General features: G+C 56.5%; 15 protein-coding genes. 5 read left to right on the top strand and 10 right to left on the bottom strand.

The features are described 5' to 3' along the window. Positions 1 to 132: 132 nt before the first annotated feature. The 4 genes from HG15A2_RS01980 to HG15A2_RS01965 all read right to left on the bottom strand — a co-directional run bounded on the left by HG15A2_RS01980 (position 133) and on the right by HG15A2_RS01965 (position 7,508). A complete protein-coding gene (locus HG15A2_RS01980) occupies positions 133 to 312 on the bottom strand; it encodes a hypothetical protein (RefSeq protein WP_145057318.1) in 180 nt (59 codons plus the stop codon). Beyond that, on the bottom strand, positions 288 to 1,709 hold the full coding sequence (locus HG15A2_RS01975; RefSeq protein WP_145057316.1) for a hypothetical protein: 1,422 nt from the start codon (positions 1,707 to 1,709) through the stop codon (positions 288 to 290). The genes HG15A2_RS01980 and HG15A2_RS01975 overlap by 25 nt, the downstream gene beginning before the upstream one ends. A gap of 557 nt (positions 1,710 to 2,266) precedes the next feature. Beyond that, entirely contained in the window at positions 2,267 to 5,353 is a 3,087-nt protein-coding gene (locus HG15A2_RS01970) for a DUF11 domain-containing protein (RefSeq protein WP_145057314.1), read from the bottom strand. 316 nt (positions 5,354 to 5,669) lie between these two features. Beyond that, positions 5,670 to 7,508, bottom strand: coding sequence for a BBP7 family outer membrane beta-barrel protein (locus tag HG15A2_RS01965; RefSeq protein WP_145057312.1), 1,839 nt, complete (start codon positions 7,506 to 7,508; stop codon positions 5,670 to 5,672). Positions 7,509 to 7,809: 301 nt separating this feature from the next. Here HG15A2_RS01965 and HG15A2_RS01960 point away from each other — a divergent pair, with 301 nt between their 5' ends. Both HG15A2_RS01960 and HG15A2_RS01955 read left to right on the top strand, forming a co-directional pair. Beyond that, the gene (locus HG15A2_RS01960; protein ID WP_145057310.1) at positions 7,810 to 8,472 is read left to right on the top strand and encodes a sigma-70 family RNA polymerase sigma factor; all 663 of its coding nucleotides are present in this window, start codon (positions 7,810 to 7,812) and stop codon (positions 8,470 to 8,472) included. Positions 8,473 to 8,487: 15 nt separating this feature from the next. Further along, positions 8,488 to 10,158 (top strand): serine/threonine-protein kinase, encoded by a 1,671-nt coding sequence (locus HG15A2_RS01955; RefSeq protein ID WP_145057308.1) that lies wholly within the window; start codon positions 8,488 to 8,490, stop codon positions 10,156 to 10,158. 44 nt (positions 10,159 to 10,202) lie between these two features. Here the strand turns inward: HG15A2_RS01955 and HG15A2_RS01950 are convergent, their stop codons facing one another. The 3 genes from HG15A2_RS01950 to tadA form a co-directional block, all read right to left on the bottom strand. Beyond that, entirely contained in the window at positions 10,203 to 10,778 is a 576-nt protein-coding gene (locus tag HG15A2_RS01950) for a hypothetical protein (protein WP_145057306.1), read from the bottom strand. A gap of 223 nt (positions 10,779 to 11,001) precedes the next feature. Next, entirely contained in the window at positions 11,002 to 12,030 is a 1,029-nt protein-coding gene (gene rfbB, locus HG15A2_RS01945) for a dTDP-glucose 4,6-dehydratase (protein WP_145057304.1), read from the bottom strand. Positions 12,031 to 12,105: 75 nt separating this feature from the next. After that, the gene (gene tadA / locus HG15A2_RS01940) at positions 12,106 to 12,600 is read right to left on the bottom strand and encodes a tRNA adenosine(34) deaminase TadA (protein ID WP_261342148.1); all 495 of its coding nucleotides are present in this window, start codon (positions 12,598 to 12,600) and stop codon (positions 12,106 to 12,108) included. Between the two features lie 281 nt (positions 12,601 to 12,881). Here tadA and HG15A2_RS01935 point away from each other — a divergent pair, with 281 nt between their 5' ends. Together HG15A2_RS01935 and HG15A2_RS01930 are read left to right on the top strand one after the other, a co-directional pair. Continuing rightward, positions 12,882 to 13,346: a VanZ family protein gene (locus tag HG15A2_RS01935; RefSeq protein ID WP_218932266.1), complete on the top strand. Its 465-nt coding sequence runs from the start codon at positions 12,882 to 12,884 to the stop codon at positions 13,344 to 13,346. A gap of 645 nt (positions 13,347 to 13,991) precedes the next feature. Next, on the top strand, positions 13,992 to 14,426 hold the full coding sequence (locus tag HG15A2_RS01930; RefSeq protein WP_145057300.1) for a hypothetical protein: 435 nt from the start codon (positions 13,992 to 13,994) through the stop codon (positions 14,424 to 14,426). Between the two features lie 20 nt (positions 14,427 to 14,446). Here the strand turns inward: HG15A2_RS01930 and HG15A2_RS01925 are convergent, their stop codons facing one another. Beyond that, entirely contained in the window at positions 14,447 to 14,788 is a 342-nt protein-coding gene (locus tag HG15A2_RS01925; protein WP_145057298.1) for a hypothetical protein, read from the bottom strand. A gap of 200 nt (positions 14,789 to 14,988) precedes the next feature. On the opposite strand from HG15A2_RS01925, the gene HG15A2_RS01920 reads away from it, so the two are divergent. Continuing rightward, positions 14,989 to 15,333 carry a hypothetical protein gene (locus tag HG15A2_RS01920; protein ID WP_145057296.1) on the top strand — a complete coding sequence of 115 codons (345 nt, stop codon included), beginning with the start codon at positions 14,989 to 14,991 and terminating at the stop codon, positions 15,331 to 15,333. A gap of 213 nt (positions 15,334 to 15,546) precedes the next feature. On the opposite strand, the gene HG15A2_RS01915 is transcribed toward HG15A2_RS01920, so the two are convergent. Both HG15A2_RS01915 and HG15A2_RS01910 read right to left on the bottom strand, forming a co-directional pair. Then, a complete protein-coding gene (locus HG15A2_RS01915; protein ID WP_145057294.1) occupies positions 15,547 to 15,918 on the bottom strand; it encodes a response regulator in 372 nt (123 codons plus the stop codon). A gap of 133 nt (positions 15,919 to 16,051) precedes the next feature. Further along, positions 16,052 to 17,866, bottom strand: coding sequence for an outer membrane protein assembly factor BamB family protein (locus HG15A2_RS01910; protein WP_145057292.1), 1,815 nt, complete (start codon positions 17,864 to 17,866; stop codon positions 16,052 to 16,054). Positions 17,867 to 17,913: the final 47 nt, after the last annotated feature.

Here is a 17,913-nt window from a genome sequence, read left to right as displayed (position 1 = left end):
TGACCGGCTCGTACTCAACCCGGTTCGCCCGGTGGACGTCGATGCACTGCTCGATCAAGCGGCGACGCTCGGTCCTGGGAAGGCTCCGGAAGGTTTGGCGCCCGTCTTTCAGCTTGGAGACGACGTGCCGGATCACGTCCCGGTTCCTGCTCGCCCATGGCAGTCACGGTCGATGATTTGCCGGACGATCGGGTGAGCGTCGTGCTTCTTGGCTTGGAGTTGGTCGTAGTCATCGGTCGGCATCTTCCGATCACCCTGCCACACTTTGCCGGCGATGCCAAGTGTTATCAACGCCGCTTGCAAGCCAGGCAAACTAGGCTGGTCAGTATTCCTAACAGCAGCGTCCCCGGCTCAGGGACCCCCGTCGAAGTGGCCGTAAGCACCACGTCGTTGCCGTCGCCGCCAGCGTAGCTGATCCTTAAATCCGTCTGGCCGAATGTGCCAGCCACGGCTCCCTCATCCATACCGAGAAACTGCCCGCTCAACGCCCCGCCCACATCAAGGATCTCGAACTGCTGGCCGACCAGCGGGGTGAAACCCGAGAGCAGGCTCACATCGAGCATGCCGTCAAGCGTTGCGTCGCCCTGCACGAGCAGCGCATCGAAATCGCCGGGCTCGATCCCCGCCAGTTCGATGGCGAGTGTGTTGGTGTCGCCCAGGGCGATGCTCCCCTCGACAGGCACCGCGGCCGGGCTGGCTCCGGGGGCGAAGCTGCCGTTGAAGATCGCCGTGCCCGAGCCGAAGAACGCGCCCGGGCCCGAGATGTCGCCGTTGAACACGACGTCGCCGACGATGTTCGTGGCCGAGCCCGCCTTGTTGGTGATGTTGCCATTGATCGTGGTGTCGAGGAAGACCGCCTCGCCCGAGTGGTCGAGCCCGAAGCCCAGGTCGTGCTCGCCGCCGGAGACGACCAGCCGACCGCCAGCGTCGATGATCGCTAGGTTGGTGTCGAGTGTCCCGCCGACCGCGCGGAACTCGCCCCCATCTGCGATCACCAGCAGCGTGTCGACCCGGAAGGCGCCGCCCAGCAGGTTGGCGGCCGATGTCGGCGGGTTCGCCGGATCGAGTACCACGCCTTCGATCAGACTGAGCGTGTCCACGGTCAGGTCGGCCGCCACGTTCAACTTGCCCCCGTCGCGGACGACCACCCGGTCGGTCGGAAGCGCCGGGCTGCCGGCCGAGTAGGTGAACGTGTCAACACCGTCGGAGGGACGGACCACGCTGCTGCTCGTCGCGGGGTCATCCGTCGTCACCTGGTTGGTACCGGCCACCATGACCCAGGTGAGCGCCCCGGTCGGGCTTGCGCTCAGGGGCACCGTAAACACGCGGTCGTGCGTCCCTGTCTCAAATAGAACGGTTTGTCCGGGTAAGCCGATGAAGCCCGGGAGAAAATAGTTATACAGCCCCTGGTCGAGCCAGTTGATTTGAACAATCAAACCATTGTTGACATACCCAAAAACGCCTTCCGCCTCACCGCGGATCAGGTTGTTCTCCGTCACGACGGACGGGACGATGTCTTCCGGTGCCGCGTGAGCCCGTTGAGCCAAGGCCCCGAACGCCATCACCGCCGCCGCGGCGATCAGGGCCGCCGGGCAGAGGGCGATGCAGGCCAGGCACCTGCCACCTGCACCGCGTGCCAGGCGTCGGATGCAGCCATAGCACTGAAGGTAAATTCCCGCGGTCAACGTATTCGCTGTCTGATTATTCATTTTCTGGTCTCCAGGTTGAGTGGGTGCCATAAGATAGTCATCGAATAGGTAGTGGTAGAAGTCGACCTCGCCACCAAGAGCCGTTAGCTTGCCCTCCAGTGAAAAGTAGTCTCCTTGACCTGCAACGGGGTCATGAGCAGGAATACAGTGTAACGCGTTACGGCTAGTGAGAGCAGTAAGAAAGGGCACGCGACGTGACGCGGTACGCATCTAAACGGTGGTTCGCGTGCCCCGATTTTAAAACCTAGTGATGACGCATAGCAATCGTTTTCGTGACAAAAATAGCAAAATCATCCATGAATTGGTGACTTTCTCGACGCTGGTATCATCCGCGTACAGAACGCAGACTGAATAGCTCTACGAGTATGTCTATACTAGTAGAAGGCTCGATCCGGCGACTGGCTTGCAGCTGAATCGGAACCGGTTCTATGACCGTGCTGCATGTGCAGCTGCTGGAATGGCTGCATCAATAGCAAGAGAACGGAACGCTGCAAAAAAAACACCACTCCAGCAAGCCGGAGTGGCGTTGTCGTGTCAAACAAAGGTTGAACTTGCGACTACCACTCAGCACGCACGAGGTAGTCTTGCTTAGTGCCACCACCATTGGCCAGCTCGCCAAAGTTGTAGTCGTAGGCATCCGCTCCGGGCACCAGTTCAACACCACCGAAACCGCTGGAAACTACTTCTCCTTCAGCATCGAACTGATCGAGGGCGGCAAGTCCCTGTGCAGAGCTTCCGCTGGGATCATCGTTGTTACCGACGGTTTCCTGACCATCGCGATAGCGAGTCGGCTGCTGTTCAGTAATGTTGTACTGACCAGGTTGCAGGTTGCTGAACATGTACATGCCGCCGGCATCGGTGACGGTTGTCAGACTCACCGAATTCCCTTGGAAGTCGCGGCCGCTGAGGTTCACGATAACATCGGGAATGGGTCGTTCGTTCGACTCGAAGATACCGTTGTCGTTGCGATCGACGTACACCTTACCGCTGATGCTCACCGGATCGGCAACCACCAGGGTTTCTTCTGTGTCCACGTTATTTGCGTAAGTGGTCTCTTCCTCGTTGGCAGACACCTCAGCACTGTTGAGTAGTGTGCCCACGAACGACTGATCGACCACGACTTGAATATCCACCGAGCGCGACTCGCCGCTAGCTAGGTCGCCGACGTTGAACGTCACTTCCCGGCCGTTGATTGAGTTGGGAGTTGCGGAGCCTTGGAATTCAACGCCCGTTGCGGGGAGCGTGTCGACAATGGTTACGCCTGTGGCATCCGAAGGACCATTGTTGCGAATCTCCAGCGTGTAGCTGAAGCCTTCGCCAGGGCTGACGGGGTCGTCGCTGTCGGTTTTTACGATCTGCAGGTCGATGACCGGAATCACGACGGTTGGTTCATCGTCTTCGTTGTTGTCGTAGTTGGTCTCCGTCTCGTTGCCGGACACTTCAGCAACGTTCAGCAGGGTGCCTACAAAGTCGGAATCGACGCGAACGCTGATGTTAATTGTGCGTGAGGCACCCGACGCGAGATTACCAATGTCGAATCGCAATACGCCGTTGGAATTGCTGACTGGTGTTTGTGATGCATCAACGAATTGCACATCATCAGGCAGTGTATCGGTCACCTGAACGCCCGTGGCGTCCGACGGGCCGTTGTTGGTTGCCTTGATGATGTAATCGAAAACCTGCCCTGGCTTGACCGGATCGTCGCTGTCGGTCTTGTCAATCGTGAGATCGATCAGAGGATCTACCGAGTTAGTGACCTTGTCAGTATTGTTACCGAGGTAGACCTCGTTGGGGGCGATGACCGTCGCCGTGTTCATGATCGAACCGGTCGCATCGGCAGCTACGTCCACAATCACCGTAATCGTGACCGTTGCACCTGGAGCGATGTTACCAAGATTGGAGGTAACATTCCCATTGGAATGATTGACCGTGGCGCCGTTGGAACTAGTTGCCGACACGAACTGTGTGTTCGACGCGAGAGTGTCTTCCAGGCGGGCGTAGAAAGCCGTCGAAGGGCCATTGTTGAAGATGTCGATTGTATAGACCAGACGATCCTCAGGATTGACTTGGTTACCGTCGCCTGCGTTTACTTCCTTGTCGAGTTCCAAGTCAAAGCCGTAGAACCCGAAGTCTAGCGTGAGGTTGGTATTCGGGTCGTTATCGCCATCATTGGTAGGCTCTAGGCCGCCTGTGAGCGTGACCGACTTGCTCAGCACGCCCAAGCCAGCGACCCCCGTGCCGTTGTCGTCGCCGTTGACGTCGTTATCCGGATCGGCCGCCGGGTCGTTGCCCGTGCTGCTTACCAGACCGACTAGTGGAGAACCGTCACCGAAGTTTTGCTCCGCAACTTGAACGATGTACTTGCCTGGGAACAAATCAGCAAACTGGTAATGCCCGTTGGAGTCGGTGACGTCCATACTGTGGAAGCTATCTACCGCGGCGTTGTACTCGTTGTTGCCGTCGACATCTTCGTACAGATTGAGCTTCACGTCGGCGATGCCTTGCTCGCCCGGATCGAAGATGCCGTTGTTGTTCACATCAGCCCACACGTGATCGCCCAGGCTCAGTTTAGGCTCGACGACGAAATCCAACTCTTTCGTGGTGCGGCCCACGAGCCCGATCAACGAAACTTGTCCATCTACGGCCGTAACGCCTTCGAAGGTGAGCTCTACAGCGCCCACATTCGTGAAGTCGGCACCGTTGCCGGCACTGGAGTTGGGTGTATCTTCAAAGCCGAAGATCAGGTATTTCGTCGCTTGGCCACCGTCTGTTTCGGGCACGACGGTGGTGTACTCACTCCAGTTGTTCGCGTCCGTGTAGATTTTCATCTTCACAATGGAATTGGGATGATCCGCACCGACGGTCAGCGCCAGGCCAGTCATGCGACTGCCGTCTCCCTCGGTGAGATCAACACCACCCAAACCTGTGGCATTCACGCCGGAAGCGCTGTTGTCGAACCCATCCCAGACGATCTTCGCATCGCCAGTAACGTTGGTATCGCTCGCTAAACGAATCAAACCATCACCAGAGGTAAGCGAAACTGCTGAGAAGCGGTCGTCGCCCTGAGTAAGCGTTACAAACAGATCGCGCTCGCCACCGAGTACGGAACTATCGGCCATGCGCGACGGATCGCTCGACGGTAGGGGCGGGGAGGCAGATACGCGTTGCTCCGACTCAAAGTTATCGATAGCCGGGCCTTCAGCGAACTCGGCTTCTTGATCGGTGATCAGCACTTCGCGAACGTCGTCGCCAGCCTGAAAGTGCAATCCCTCGGGCGGCGTGATCTGCACGAAGTAGCGGCCTGCCCCGACGCCTTCAAAACGGTACTCACCGTTGGAATCAGTTTGAGCACCGGATTGAACAAGCAAATCGTCGCCACTGCCTGCCCCATCGAAGACTCCGTTGCCACCATCCTTGTAAAGCGCAGCCGCGGCATTGACGACCGGCAAGTCGTTGCTCGCATCATTGTCGCCCTGCAAATTCGCGTAGAGCGTGCCGACGATGTCCGCCATATCCGCTGCCAGCAACTGACGCGACTCCAATGTTTCAAACCCCAGCTTGGCTGCTGATGGTTGCGCAACCGACTTGCGGCTGCGGAAAAATGGGGGAAAGAACGGTTTTGAATTCGATGCTTCGGGCGCCATGAACGCACCTCGCAGACAGGATGAATCGGTTGGGACAGAATTAGCCGTAGCCTTGGTATCGGCAGAAACCCAGATCCGTGTCCGGTCCGATTCGACCTGACAAATTCGATTTGTACAGAAATAACGATCAGCACAGGGCCGACTTAGCGCGAAGCAAAGAACTGCTAGCACGCGCACAAGTTAACATTGCGGCGAGGATCGCTGTGAATGAGCACCAAGAAGTTAGCCCGCATCGTTCCGATGGCGCGTGTAGCTTCTAACGGCATCAGGACGATGTGGGCTCACGCACCTGAGAGAGAAGTCGGCTTCTGAGATTCTACCAGCGGTATTCCGCACCAAAGTCGAGACCTTGTGCCCAGAGGCCCGTTTCGATGAAACGAAAAGCGGGTGAGAACCCTTCGTCGGCACCGTCAAAAATGGGAACTTGGTTGGGGTCAACTAGCAGATCAACCTGATCGCCAGGCCTCACGACATTACTCCAGTAGAGAAAGGTGTACCCGGCAGAGATGCGGAGGCGATCGGTCAACATATAGCCCAGCTTTGCTCCCAGTTCAGGCATGATGCTAAATTGATCGCGCTCGTAAACGCCGATGTTGCTAGGTAGTGCCAACAAGCCGCCTGGGCTGGGTTCTGTCCCAATTACTTCACGATTGACATGCGTGCTGCCATTGATACGCACGCGTTGCCGTGTACTGCCGATAGCGATTTTCGAGAGCAAGTCCAGCGACCAGCGCTGCTGTTCCCATTGCCAGCGAAAGCCAACCTCGCCACCGGTGAATTGGTTGTCGGTATCGAAAATGTCATTAACTAAGAATGTGTCGCCGTTGGTAACACGTTCCTGCAGATCCTCGGTTACCCTCAGTTGTTCGTCGAATTCAGCCCAGCGCAATCCCCACAGAAAGTCCGTTCGTCGGACTCCGGGCAATAGGCCTGCGGCTCCAGCTATCCCGCTACCGCAACTATCGCACCCACCTACGGAATCGCCGCATCCGACATCGCAGCTCTCGCGGCAGCAAAGACCGTTCATGAAGCGAACCCCCGCGGTGCTGAAATCACTGCGCGAGCGCACCGTGACATTGCCATCAAGGTCCTCGGTGTCAACTTCTTCAACAGCGCGTCCAACAGGCAGTACTCCGGCTAAGGGAGCAACCGCGATAAAAGGACGGCCGATGCGAGTATCCGGGACTAAACCATCAAGCGAACCGGCAGAGAAAGTTTCCGTGATCTCACCTAAGTCGAGATAGTCGCCCTCGATGCCCCAATTGCCGTAATCGTCGAACCAGTAGCCGAGGGTCGCACGAAATCCGTCACGACCATCTTCGAGGATACGATCGCCCCCATAGATGACGGAAACACCTGGCTGGAGGAATTCGACGTCCGGGTCTGAAACCGTGTCGGGCATTGTGTCTTGAACAACCAAGGGAGGGGTGTTCATTCCTTCGAGCCACCATTGGCTGTACTCGCCACGAGCATAAAAGATCGGTCGCGAGCCAAACCCACAGCCGGGCTTCGTACAAATCATATCGCCGCAACCGGTGCAGCCTCCCGTGCCGCTACCGAAGTCGAGGCCATTGTCGAGATAGAGAGGGTCCATCTCAGGAGCCATGGACTCCTGATACTGGGCAAGTTGAATGGCTGAATCAATTTCATCCGCTCCGCCACTATTGAGACCCACCCTTGGAAGGTCCAACTGGCTCGCTAGAAGTGTGCTGCCGGTGTCGCGACGTACTGTGACGGTTTCGCCCAGGTACGCATCGAGATCGATCTCTGCTGAGGGTTCGACAAATCGCTTTGCTTTGCCGTAGCGATCAAGCAGGATGTAGGGCGGGCTGCCATCTTCGGTATTCGGATTGCTTATCAGTCGCCCGCGCCAGGAGGCGGTTCGCTGGGCGACGCTTGGTTTGCCATTGAGCAACTTGGCCTGGTTTTGATTCGGCAAGATCGGATCGCTCGGAGCTTCCGAGGCGAACAGGGAGTCAATGAATTCACCGGCCGCGCGGTCGCTTTCTGCTGCGCGATTGCTGAGACGGCTAGCTCGCAGACGGTTGAGCCGCCGCTCAGAAGTAGACTGTTGAGCGAAGACCTCGCTACCAAGCATTCCTGCTAGTGCGAGTGTAAGCAGAACAAACGTCCAGCGACTTGCATGGTTTCTCATAGATCATTCATCCGTTTTCAGGGAATCTGCCAACGCCCGCAAAGAATTGTTTTTGCAGGCCGCAGGTTTCTTTCCTCTAGCAATCGCGCATTATTTGCGCGACAAACACGTTTAACGGCGAGACTTCTAGCAAAAGGGCTTGGGGTGCCACAAGGGCAACTTTTTTGATCCCGTACCGCCGGTCTGGCGATTCATGCGTTGCTATCACTAACGAAGCAGTCGATACTGAGGCAAGCCAACAACTGACCAACACGATCGAATGCCCTAGTCTCAATAGCCCTTATTCTTGATTGCCCCAGCCATGTGGCCCGAATCTGACAAAACACAAAAACTGCTTGCCGAGGCTCGCGAGGGTGATTCGGAAGCTGTCAACCAACTATTAGAGCGGCATCGCGACGCGGTCCGGCGGATGATCGATCTGCGCATGGATCAAGTGATCAAGCGGCGAGTCGATGCTAGCGACATCGTGCAGGAAGTGATGATCGACGCGAATCGTCGATTGCAAAAATATCTAGAAAACCCCGTCATGCCGTTCCACTTGTGGTTACGTCAAATGGCCAAAGATCGACTCATCGACGCGCATCGACGCCACCGTCAAACGGCCCGCCGCAGCATGGATCGCGAGCAGCCTTTGGTGGCAGCGGCGGGGAATGAATCGTCGGTCGATTTGCTAGGGCAACTGAGCGATCAAGAACTCACCCCAGCGTCGGCAGCGACTTGGAACGAACTGCAAGCTCGGTTCGAGGCGGCATGCAATCAGCTTGACGAGATGGACCAGGAAATCGTCTTTATGCGACACTTCGAGCACATGTCCAACAGCGACGCCGCTGCGACTCTAGAGCTTTCCGCACAGGCAACTAGCATGCGATACTTACGGGCGATGCGGCGATTGCGAAAACTCATGGAAGGCGACGATCCAGACCGCGACCCAGACCACGATGCCAACGAAGCATCCGATAGCTGAAAGCCGCCCCCTGAAATGCAATCCACTAATGAGCGAGACGAGCGGCTAGCGAAAATCCTGCAAGAGGTAACCGATGCCTCACCGCAAAAACGTCCGCAGCTTGACGAGCTTGTTGCCCAGCACCCTGACCTAGCTGATCCGCTACGCGAGTTGTGGGGTGCCATCATGGTCGTTGATGCGGTTGCTCAGCATAGCGATCGGCAGTTGCCGAACACAATCACGATGCCTACCTCGGGCGACGGCGCCCATGCTGGGGCTAGCCATCCGCCGCGACGTTTGGGTGACTTCGAACTCCTTGAGGAAATTGGCCGGGGAGGCATGGGTATCGTTTACCGTGCCCACCAAGTTAGCCTTGATCGCGAAGTAGCCGTGAAGGTCATGCTCGGCGGGTCGGCTGCGTCGAATGAAGATCAAGCACGCTTTCGCGCCGAAGCGGAAGCAGCCGCCCACTTAGATCATCCTCAAATCGTTCCCATCTATGAAACGGGAATCGAAACAGGTTGGCGTTACTTCGGTATGAAACTGATTGAGGGAGACACGCTAGCGAACCGCATTAGTTCAGGTCCGCTGCCGCAGCGTGAAGCGGCGAACCTCATCCGCCAAGTTGCCACTGCAACACACTATGCACATTCGCGCGGAGTGGTGCATCGCGATCTAAAACCGGCGAACATTCTACTGGACCGTGAGGAACAGCCGAGTATCACCGACTTTGGACTCGCCAAGCAGGAAACCGCCGACAGTACACTCACCACAACGGGCGCAATCCTCGGAACACCTTCGTACATGGCGCCGGAGCAAGCAGGCGGCGGTCGAGGGAACATAGGCCCCGCATGCGACATCTTTAGTTTAGGAGCCATTCTTTACGCCTCGCTAACCGGTCGACCGCCTTTTCAAGGCTCCACTCCGGTCGATACCGTGCTCATGGTCCTAGAACAAGATCCCCTCCCACCCAGACTGCTGAATAAAACGGTTGATCGAGATTTAGAGATGATCGTTTTACGCTGTTTGCAGAAACCTCCAGAACTGCGCTATGCCACTGCTGAGGAATTGGCAGCCGACCTCTCCGCTTATCTGGCAGGAGAGCCAATTACGGCCAGAAGTGGTCGCATTACGCACGTGGTCGCGAGGCTTTTCGGCGAGACGCACCATGCCACAGTGCTTGAGAATTGGGGGCTCCTCTGGATGTGGCACGCAGCGGTACTACTGGTTCTGTGCGTGGTTACAAACTGGTTTCACTTGCAGCGCGAAGTTTGGCCCAGCATGCAGACAGCATGGCCTTACGTTGTGCTGTGGGGAGGCGGCTTGGCCGTATGGGCACCTATTTTTTGGGCGGTTCGACGGAGAGCCGGACCAGTGACAGCCGTAGAGCGGCAGATCGCTCATGCGTGGGGCGGCAGCATCGTTGCCGTCATGCTGCTGTTCGTCGTCGAGTCTTTACTCGATCTGCCAGTGTTGACACTCTCCCCAATTCTGGGGCTGATCAGCGGCATGGTGTTCGTCGTGAAGGCCGGCATTCTTGCAGGCAGCTTTTATGTGTATGCGGCAGCGCTATTCCTATGTGCCATCATCATGGCATTCCTGCAGCACGCCGGCTGGCCGTACGGTCCCACGCTATTCGGCTTAGTCGCAGCGGCTGCATTTCTGGTACCTGGCTGGAAGTACTTCCGCCAAAGCCGCCAAAATTGAGATTGGCAGCATGGCTTCCAAAGAGGCCAACCTCAAGTGTATTCTTAGCGCCCCTGAAAGTACCCTCCGTAATTGAGAAACCGACCGGAGAGATTCTGATAGGAGCCGGTGTAATTCTGATAGGAGGAACCGTGCCCTGTCGGCACCATGTCAGCTGCCCCAGTGATTTGGTAAGGAGCTTGGGCTGCCGCTGACTGAGCTTGCTGAGACTGCTGCGTGGTCCGACGCTGCTGAGCCTGTTGCTGCTGCTGAATCTGCGGACGAACCAGGGAGTGATAGTTAGGTACATCCCCAGTCGGAAATCCACCGATATTCAAATAGGGCGAAAGGTTAGACTGCGGCTGTACATTAGCGAACGGCTTGCTTGTCCTTGCCGAGCTGGAGCTTGGTCCCGAGAAGATACTATTCCCAGAAACACTTCGGAAGCCTCTGGGAGTAGCTCTGTTGACCGCTTGATTCTTGAAGCGGTCAGTGCTGAATTGACTCGCAGAGTTAATGTTATTGAAATAGTCAGAAGTCGGTGAAGAAAAAAGATTTCTCTGCGCGTGAGCTTCACTCGAAAGCACGAGGCCACCTAAGACGGCAACGGCAGAGATAATAGCAGTGCGTGAATGTGTCATGACTACCTCTAAGGCTTGTAGGTTCTCATCTCGCGGATTACTGATGCAAGTGCCTTGTCAGGAGCCGCGTAGTATCAACGGAAATCTCCGAGGATGACTTCATTCTATTCGTTCCCGGCTCGGAATCCAAACAAATTGGTAGCACCAGGGGCTACTTCAACAATGGCCCAGCCCGTACGCCCCACCCGAGCCCGTATATTCGCTATAAGCGATTGAATCCAATTCAACCCAGCGAAGCAGTTGCCGCATCAATCCAGCTCGTATTCTCGAGATACCACTCGACAGTTTGGACAATCCCCTCGTTAAAGGGTACCTCCGGCTGCCACTGAAGCTCGGGTGCAGCCGACTCAACAGCGTAGCGACGGTCGTGCCCGGGACGATCTGCAACCGCTGCGATGAGGCGGGTGGACTCTTTGTTCCCAAGACGCTCATCGAGACAGTCACAGATCGCGTTAACGACCTCGCGATTCGTCAGACACTTTCCGCTGCCAAGCAAGTAACGCTTGCCCGGTATCCCGCGTCGCGCCACAGCACGAATTCCACGGCAGCCGTCCTCAACATTCAACCAATCGCGCTCGTGCAACCCATCTCCATAAAGCATGAGTGGCTCACCCGCTGCAGCAGCGAGAATCATCTTGGGGATCAGCTTCTCCGGAAACTGTCGCGGGCCGTAGTGGTTGGTGGGATTGACGATCAATAGCGGCAGACCATAAGTGTGGGCGAACGACTGCGCGAAATGCTCGGCTGCCGCTTTGGAAGCCGCGTAAGGAGAACTTGGCCTCAAAGGGCTGCTGGTTGTGAAGTGCTCTCCAGGTGCTGCCGATCCAAACACTTCGTCGGTTGAGATGAGCACGAATCGAAACGCCTCTCGCTGCTTCCCAGCAAGCGAGTGCCAGTACTTGGTTGCCGCATCCAAGAGCACGCATGTCCCCAGCACATTCGTTTGCGCAAACAACGGCGGCTCGGAGATCGAGCGATCCACGTGCGATTCTGCTGCAAGGTGGAGAATGGTCGTGGGCCGATGTTCGAGCAAAGTTCCTGCAACCGCTGCCGGCTCAGCGACATCACCATGCACAAAAGTGTACATGGGATGTTCGGCCGCTTCCTCCAGCGACTCTGGCAATCCTGCATAGGTCAACTTGTCGAAATTCACCACGCGCTCACGCTCGTGCTCTAACCATTGGCGCACCAGTGTGCTCCCAATAAAGCCGGCACCACCGGTAATCATCACGCTGGATTGTGAATCTGCCATGCGTCCATCATAGCCGCTCGACAACAGTCACTCATCAGGGAAAACGAGACAGCTTTCGACGCCCCACAGCAAGGCTCATGATTTACGACGACCTCGGAAGAACTCGCTGAGAATCTCCCCGCACGGTTCTGCCAGAACCCCTGCGATGCTTTCCGTTTGGTGGTTGAGCCGCTCGTCTTGCAGCAAATGAAACAGCGAATCGACGGCCCCCGCCTTCGGGTCGGCAGCGCCGTAAACGAGCCGCGACAGGCGCGACTGGACAATCGCCCCCGCGCACATGGGGCACGGTTCGAGCGTCACGTAAAGCGTGCAATCGTTCAACCGCCAACTCCCCAACGCCTCAGCTGCTTGGGTGATGGCAATCATTTCCGCATGGGCTGTTGGATCGCGGAGCGTCTCTCGCTGATTGTGCGCAGCCCCCACAACCTGTCCCTGGTGTACAATCACCGCACCCACAGGCACCTCGCCTTGCACACCGGCCGCAACAGCCTGCTCGTAGGCTTGCTGCATGCGATGCTGGTCAATGCGTTCCTGGACTTCGGGACTTGGGTCTTCGGCGTTGGGCAACAAGGGACTTCTTTCTTGCTTACAGCCCGCAAATTGACTGCTGGTTTGAACACTCGGGGTGCTTTTTACGTAACAAGGGGCGATTACGGACACTTTTCTCGCCGCGACACGACACTCCTCCAGGGCGCGGGTAGAATTAGAGACTATCGAAGGACCGCCCCCCAATGCAACAGTCTACTATTGTGCAACCGTCGACACAGCCTCCCCCGACATTGGCTCCCCCGGCTCACCGTTTCCCATCCCGCTGCATCCGCTCCCACTGCGCGACCACGCCTTCTGCAATTATGGCCCCGTTGGATCGAATTCCTATAGATCGGCTGAAGCGATTGGCCGCCCGCGCGCGGACCCTCGCCATCGTCTATCTGGGCGTGCTGTTTCTGGGCACTCACCTACCGCTCTCGATTAGCCTGCCGCAGACACATCTGGGACCTGTCTCCATCGAAGACAAGATCGTGCATCTGGGGCTCTACGCGCTGCTCACCTTCTTCGTACTCGCCGGCTGGGAACTCACCCTACGGCGCGAACTCCAGCCCAAGCATTACTTTGCCGTCTGGCTCGTGGGCACGGTCTACGGCATGATCGACGAAATCACCCAAATCCCCGTCGGCCGCACCGGCGACATGCACGACTGGCTTGCCGATGTCATAGGCATCGTCGTGGGACTGGTGCTGTTCCAAGTCGTCCGCAAGAAGCTCTATCAGTGGCTTTCAAGAAAAGCGCCTGAGCCGGAACGTGGCCCAGGTTCTTAAAGAGAAAACTCTCGCTTCTATGAGTTGTCTCTTCGCACCTCATGTCTCTAGCACGCCAGTCCCGCCATAAAAAAACCGCGTGCAAAGCGTTTGCTTCACACGCGGTTCTTATAAACAAACTTCCAGTCTCATTGCGACAGGGAAGAGTCGCTGGAAGAAAGACGCGCCTCGAACAGCGCTGCGCGCTGCCATGTTGCCAAAGCGGGCCTATCCGGTATTTAGGTCCTCCCGACGGATGTGACCAGGAAGTTTGATTTGTTAGCTAGAGGTGACTCCAGCTTATACGTTGATAAAATGCAATTTTGTTCTTGCTGCTACCCAGTTTTCAGCTACCCAGTGTATCGGCACGGCCCGGGTCTGAGCCACACTCTTTCCCGGTCACACACTCTTACCGGGGTAGAGGGCGAAACTTACACCACAATTCTATCTCGCGAAATGGCGAAGGTCTTCTTTTTTCGCCACCGCAAACCGTGTACCAAGCAGCATGGCAGTAGGAAAATGACCTGCTGCCGCAGCAATAGCGTAGCCGGTCTAGTTTCCCGCGTCGAGAAAATTTTCGGTCAATCTTCTCTTGACCGTACAGTCGTTTTTTTCGTACTGTCTGTCCCCCCACTCTACTCCGTACCTAACTCTAGGGAAAGCAGCATGCAGCCCCAAAGATTAGCACTGAAAACCCTGTTCACCGAGGCAAGAACCCACCTCACCCGCCGTCAATTGTTCGCGCTGGGGTTATTAGGCGCGCTGATCACACTGGTGAGCGTTTCGCACCTCGCAGCTCAACAGAGCCGCGGCACGACCATCAGCCAAGCAGGGGCCCGTGGCCGGAATGGCCGTCAGGTCGCACTGAGAGATCAACTCCGTGTCGGCCTCAAGGCGGCTACCAAAGCAGACGCTCGATTCATCGATCAGGTCGTACTCGAAGTCCATACGGGCAAGCTGCCGCGACGATTAGTAGATAGCACGTTTCTCTGGGCTAGGCAGCGCTCAAAGACTCGCCCAGGGGCCCACCGCCTACGACCGATCATCTACTTCCAGCCAGCGTTGACGCTCCAAGCGAGGCGACTGGGCGTGCGTCTCTAGGAAACAGAAGATCAGGCCACCTAGGGCAGTTTACCTGCTTGGTAGTTTGCCGCCATTTCACTAGGCCTTATCATTGCAGCCATATCTGCAACTGAGTACCCAACAAGAAACAGACAGAAGGCCAACTTAGGACATTGCTTAATGCAAACGAGGGCGGCCGCGGCGAGAGCGAAGGTAGCCAATAGCAATGCGCCACCTGTGTAGGGTCGCGAACTGATCAATTCCACCAAGCTCCAGCTCATGGCCCACACCGCGAGCGCTGCATACACGACGGCTCCCAATCGCAGAGAGCCCGTTAAGGGTTCCGCTTCCAGCCGATCTTCCGAGGCGTCTTCGAGAGTCTCTATAGCATGGTCCGGCATGGAGTCGTCACTCTGGCTTAACGCAGGTTACTCAGCGAATCGGCTTGTCGAGATCGCGACCACCGGGAATTTCCTTGTCAATCTCCACTATAACCCTAACGCCTTGGCTACGGGCGGCCACTAGGCGTCTACAGAGTGATCGGGTAAACTGGGTAGCTTCGTCCTGATAGTTTGAACCCCTACGCCTGGAAGTGTCGTCGATGGCCAAAAAGACCGCAAAAAAGAAGGCTCCTGCTAAGAAAGCAGCGGCCAAGAAAGCCCCCGCAAAGAAAAAGGTGGCGAAAAAGGCGGCCAAGAAGACCACCAAGAAAAAGGCGGCCGACGGCGACGAGAAACCCGTCAAGAAAAAGAAAAAGGCCGCCAAGCGTAAACGCACCGCCAAGGTCGTTCGCCTAAAAGCCTACTGGGGCGTATTCAGCCAATCGCTGAAACGGGTCGAGTTGTTCGAGTACAACGAACGCAAGCAGGCCGATAAGAAGGCCGCCGACTTGAGCAAGAAATCGCCCCACTTCGTGCAGCCGGTGAAAGAAATCATCGACGAGTAAACGCTTCGCATAGAAGTTTCTAATGAATCGAACGAGTTCTGCAACTTGCGTGTTAGCAGCCGACCTTGGTCGACGCGAGGATTGAGTACTAAACGCAGCCATACCGGTTGGCTGAGTCCGGTTACCTGAGTCACCACAATCTCAGTTGGTAACTCCACGGCGAGCAAGCTCGTCGGCTAACGGGAACTCACTAACGAGACCACTCCAGAGAACTCAACCAAGAATCGGCTTCAGCTTTTCCAGAGTCTCCGACTTCTCAAACTCCAGCTTCCCGAAGCCGCGCATCGCGCCGAGTTCGACCGCAGCTTCTTGATGCTCGTTGAAGTTCGTAATGATCATCACCGGCACGTCGGCAATCGTCGCGTCCGCCTTGATCTGCTTGAGTATTTCTGCACCGTCTGTGTAGTCACGATCAAGCTTGCGATTGATCAAGACCAAGTCAAACTCGCGTGCTTTGAGCATCGAGAGCGTATCTTCAGGTCCGTGCGTTTGGGAGATTTCGCAATCGAACTTGCTCGTGAGGAATTGTGTGATCGCCGAGTGATCGGGAACGCAATTGCCAACGTCGAGAATTTGTTTGGGCATATCTAGCACTTCTCTTAGGAACGACGGCTAGTCGTAGGGTGTGTGAGCGCAGCGAAACGCACCATTGCATGATCGGTGCGTTTCGCTGCGCTCACACACCCTACACTCAGTATCTAACTTCGTGCCTCAGTGGTTAGTTTTCCTCAGCCTGAATCGCAAACAAATGCGACTGGCTGCTGATGTACAGCACCCCGTGGGCGACGATCGGTGTGCTGTACACGGTCGCACCCATGTAAGGTTGACCAAAGTAGGGGACCAGTTCGCTCTCTTCGTCGTCAGGGTCTTCGCGTTTCATCGCTTCGGTGGGATCGGCCGAGTGCTTAAACACGGCAATCTCGCCATCTTCGTCGCCGATGAATACCTTGTCGTCCACAATCAACGGCGAACCCCAGGCGGCTGAGAGCATGTCGAAGTTCCAGTTGAACTCGCCCGTCTTGGCATTCAGGCAATGGAACAGTCCACTGAAGTCGGCGATGTAGAGGACGTCGTCCTTAATCGCCACGGTGCCGCAACTACGGTGCATGGTCTCGTCAAAGCCAAGCTTGCCGTCGCCGTCCTTGTCGTGCCCCTCATAGTGCCAAATCACAGCACTGTTGGGATTGGGGCGGGCGAAGTCCCCCTCTTCAGGGACGACCGCTTGCACGCGTTTGTGCGGAATCACTTGATCGGGGTCATCTGAGTTGTACGCCAACTCGGGGCTCACATCGCCACTCTTGGTGGGGTCGATACACCACAAGTGACCGACGCCTTCGCCGTGCTCCGGGTCTTGTCCCACGGCTACGTAGACGACGTTGTCGTAAATCACAGGCGTGGCAATGATGTTGTTCCGAGTGCCTTTGCCCATCAGTTCCCACTTGGACTCCTTCGGGTTGGCATCGAATCGCCAGAGTAATTTCGCATTGCCTTCGCCATCGCCCGCCGGATCAAAGCTATACACCCAGCCGTCGCCTCCGCCGAAAATCACCTGCGCCTGGCCGTCGATCTCTGCATACGTGGGAGACGACCATTGCCCGTGCAAGATGTTCAGTCCAGGCGAGTTGTCTGTCCACAGCACCTTGCCTGTTTTCTTGTCCATCGCGAAGAAGCTGGGCGCCTCGGGCGCGGGAATGTAGTTATGTTCAACATCCACCCCGTTGCTCGTATTCACGAACAGCACGTCGCCGGCAGCAGTCACCGAGCAGCTGCACATGTTGTGCTGCGAGATGCCCAGTTCCTTCATCATGTCGAACACCCACACGATGTCGGCTTCTTCTTTGAGATTGTACTCCTGGCCCTTCTCCTTGATGATCGATTCCTCATCAGTGAACGGTCCATCGTTTTCATCGTCGTAGAAACCGGCTGTATCCACGCAGCGAACTTCGCCGCGGCTGGTAACAAACCACAGGCGATCTCCCTCGACATAGCTAGCGGAGCAAATACCCTGCAACGGCCAATCGTGGACGCGGCCCGAGGGAAGTTTCTCGCTACTATGTTGCCATAGGAACCTGCCTGATTCCAAGTCGAAGCAAAGCAAACAGCCGAGGTCGACGTTCGAGGGGTAGCGTTTCAAGTGCCCGCCACTGTTGTTCGTACCGATGAAAATACGACCGTCGGAGACCACCGCGTTGCCATAGGATTGTGAGCCCAACTTGGCGACCCACTTGATGTTCTGTGCGTTGGAGTCGTCCCACTCGCCCGTTTCGTAATCAAAATCGCCAATTTCCCACTCGGTTGGAATGTTCGACGCGACCGGTACGTTATTGCGAGCGGAGCTACCACCCCACTGCGACCAATCGCCGGTCTGCTGAGACTTGTCGCCGGTCTGCTGAGACTTGTCGCCTTGCGCCGTCTTGCCTGGCCCGTCTGCAACGACGTTCTTCGCCACAGCAAAGTCGAGACCAAAACTAGCTGCCCAGCCCAACGCCGCGGCAATAACCAGGGCTGCGATTTTCCTAGAACGTGTATTCATGCGAGTATCTTGGTTAATTGAGTTAGGTAAGAACTAGCCGCAAATGA

Source organism: Adhaeretor mobilis (assembly GCF_007741515.1).
Classification (GTDB): Bacteria; Planctomycetota; Planctomycetia; order Pirellulales; family Lacipirellulaceae; genus Adhaeretor; species Adhaeretor mobilis.
The sequence above is the reverse complement of the archived record's forward strand: the minus strand, read 5'-3'. Positions and strand labels throughout refer to the sequence as shown.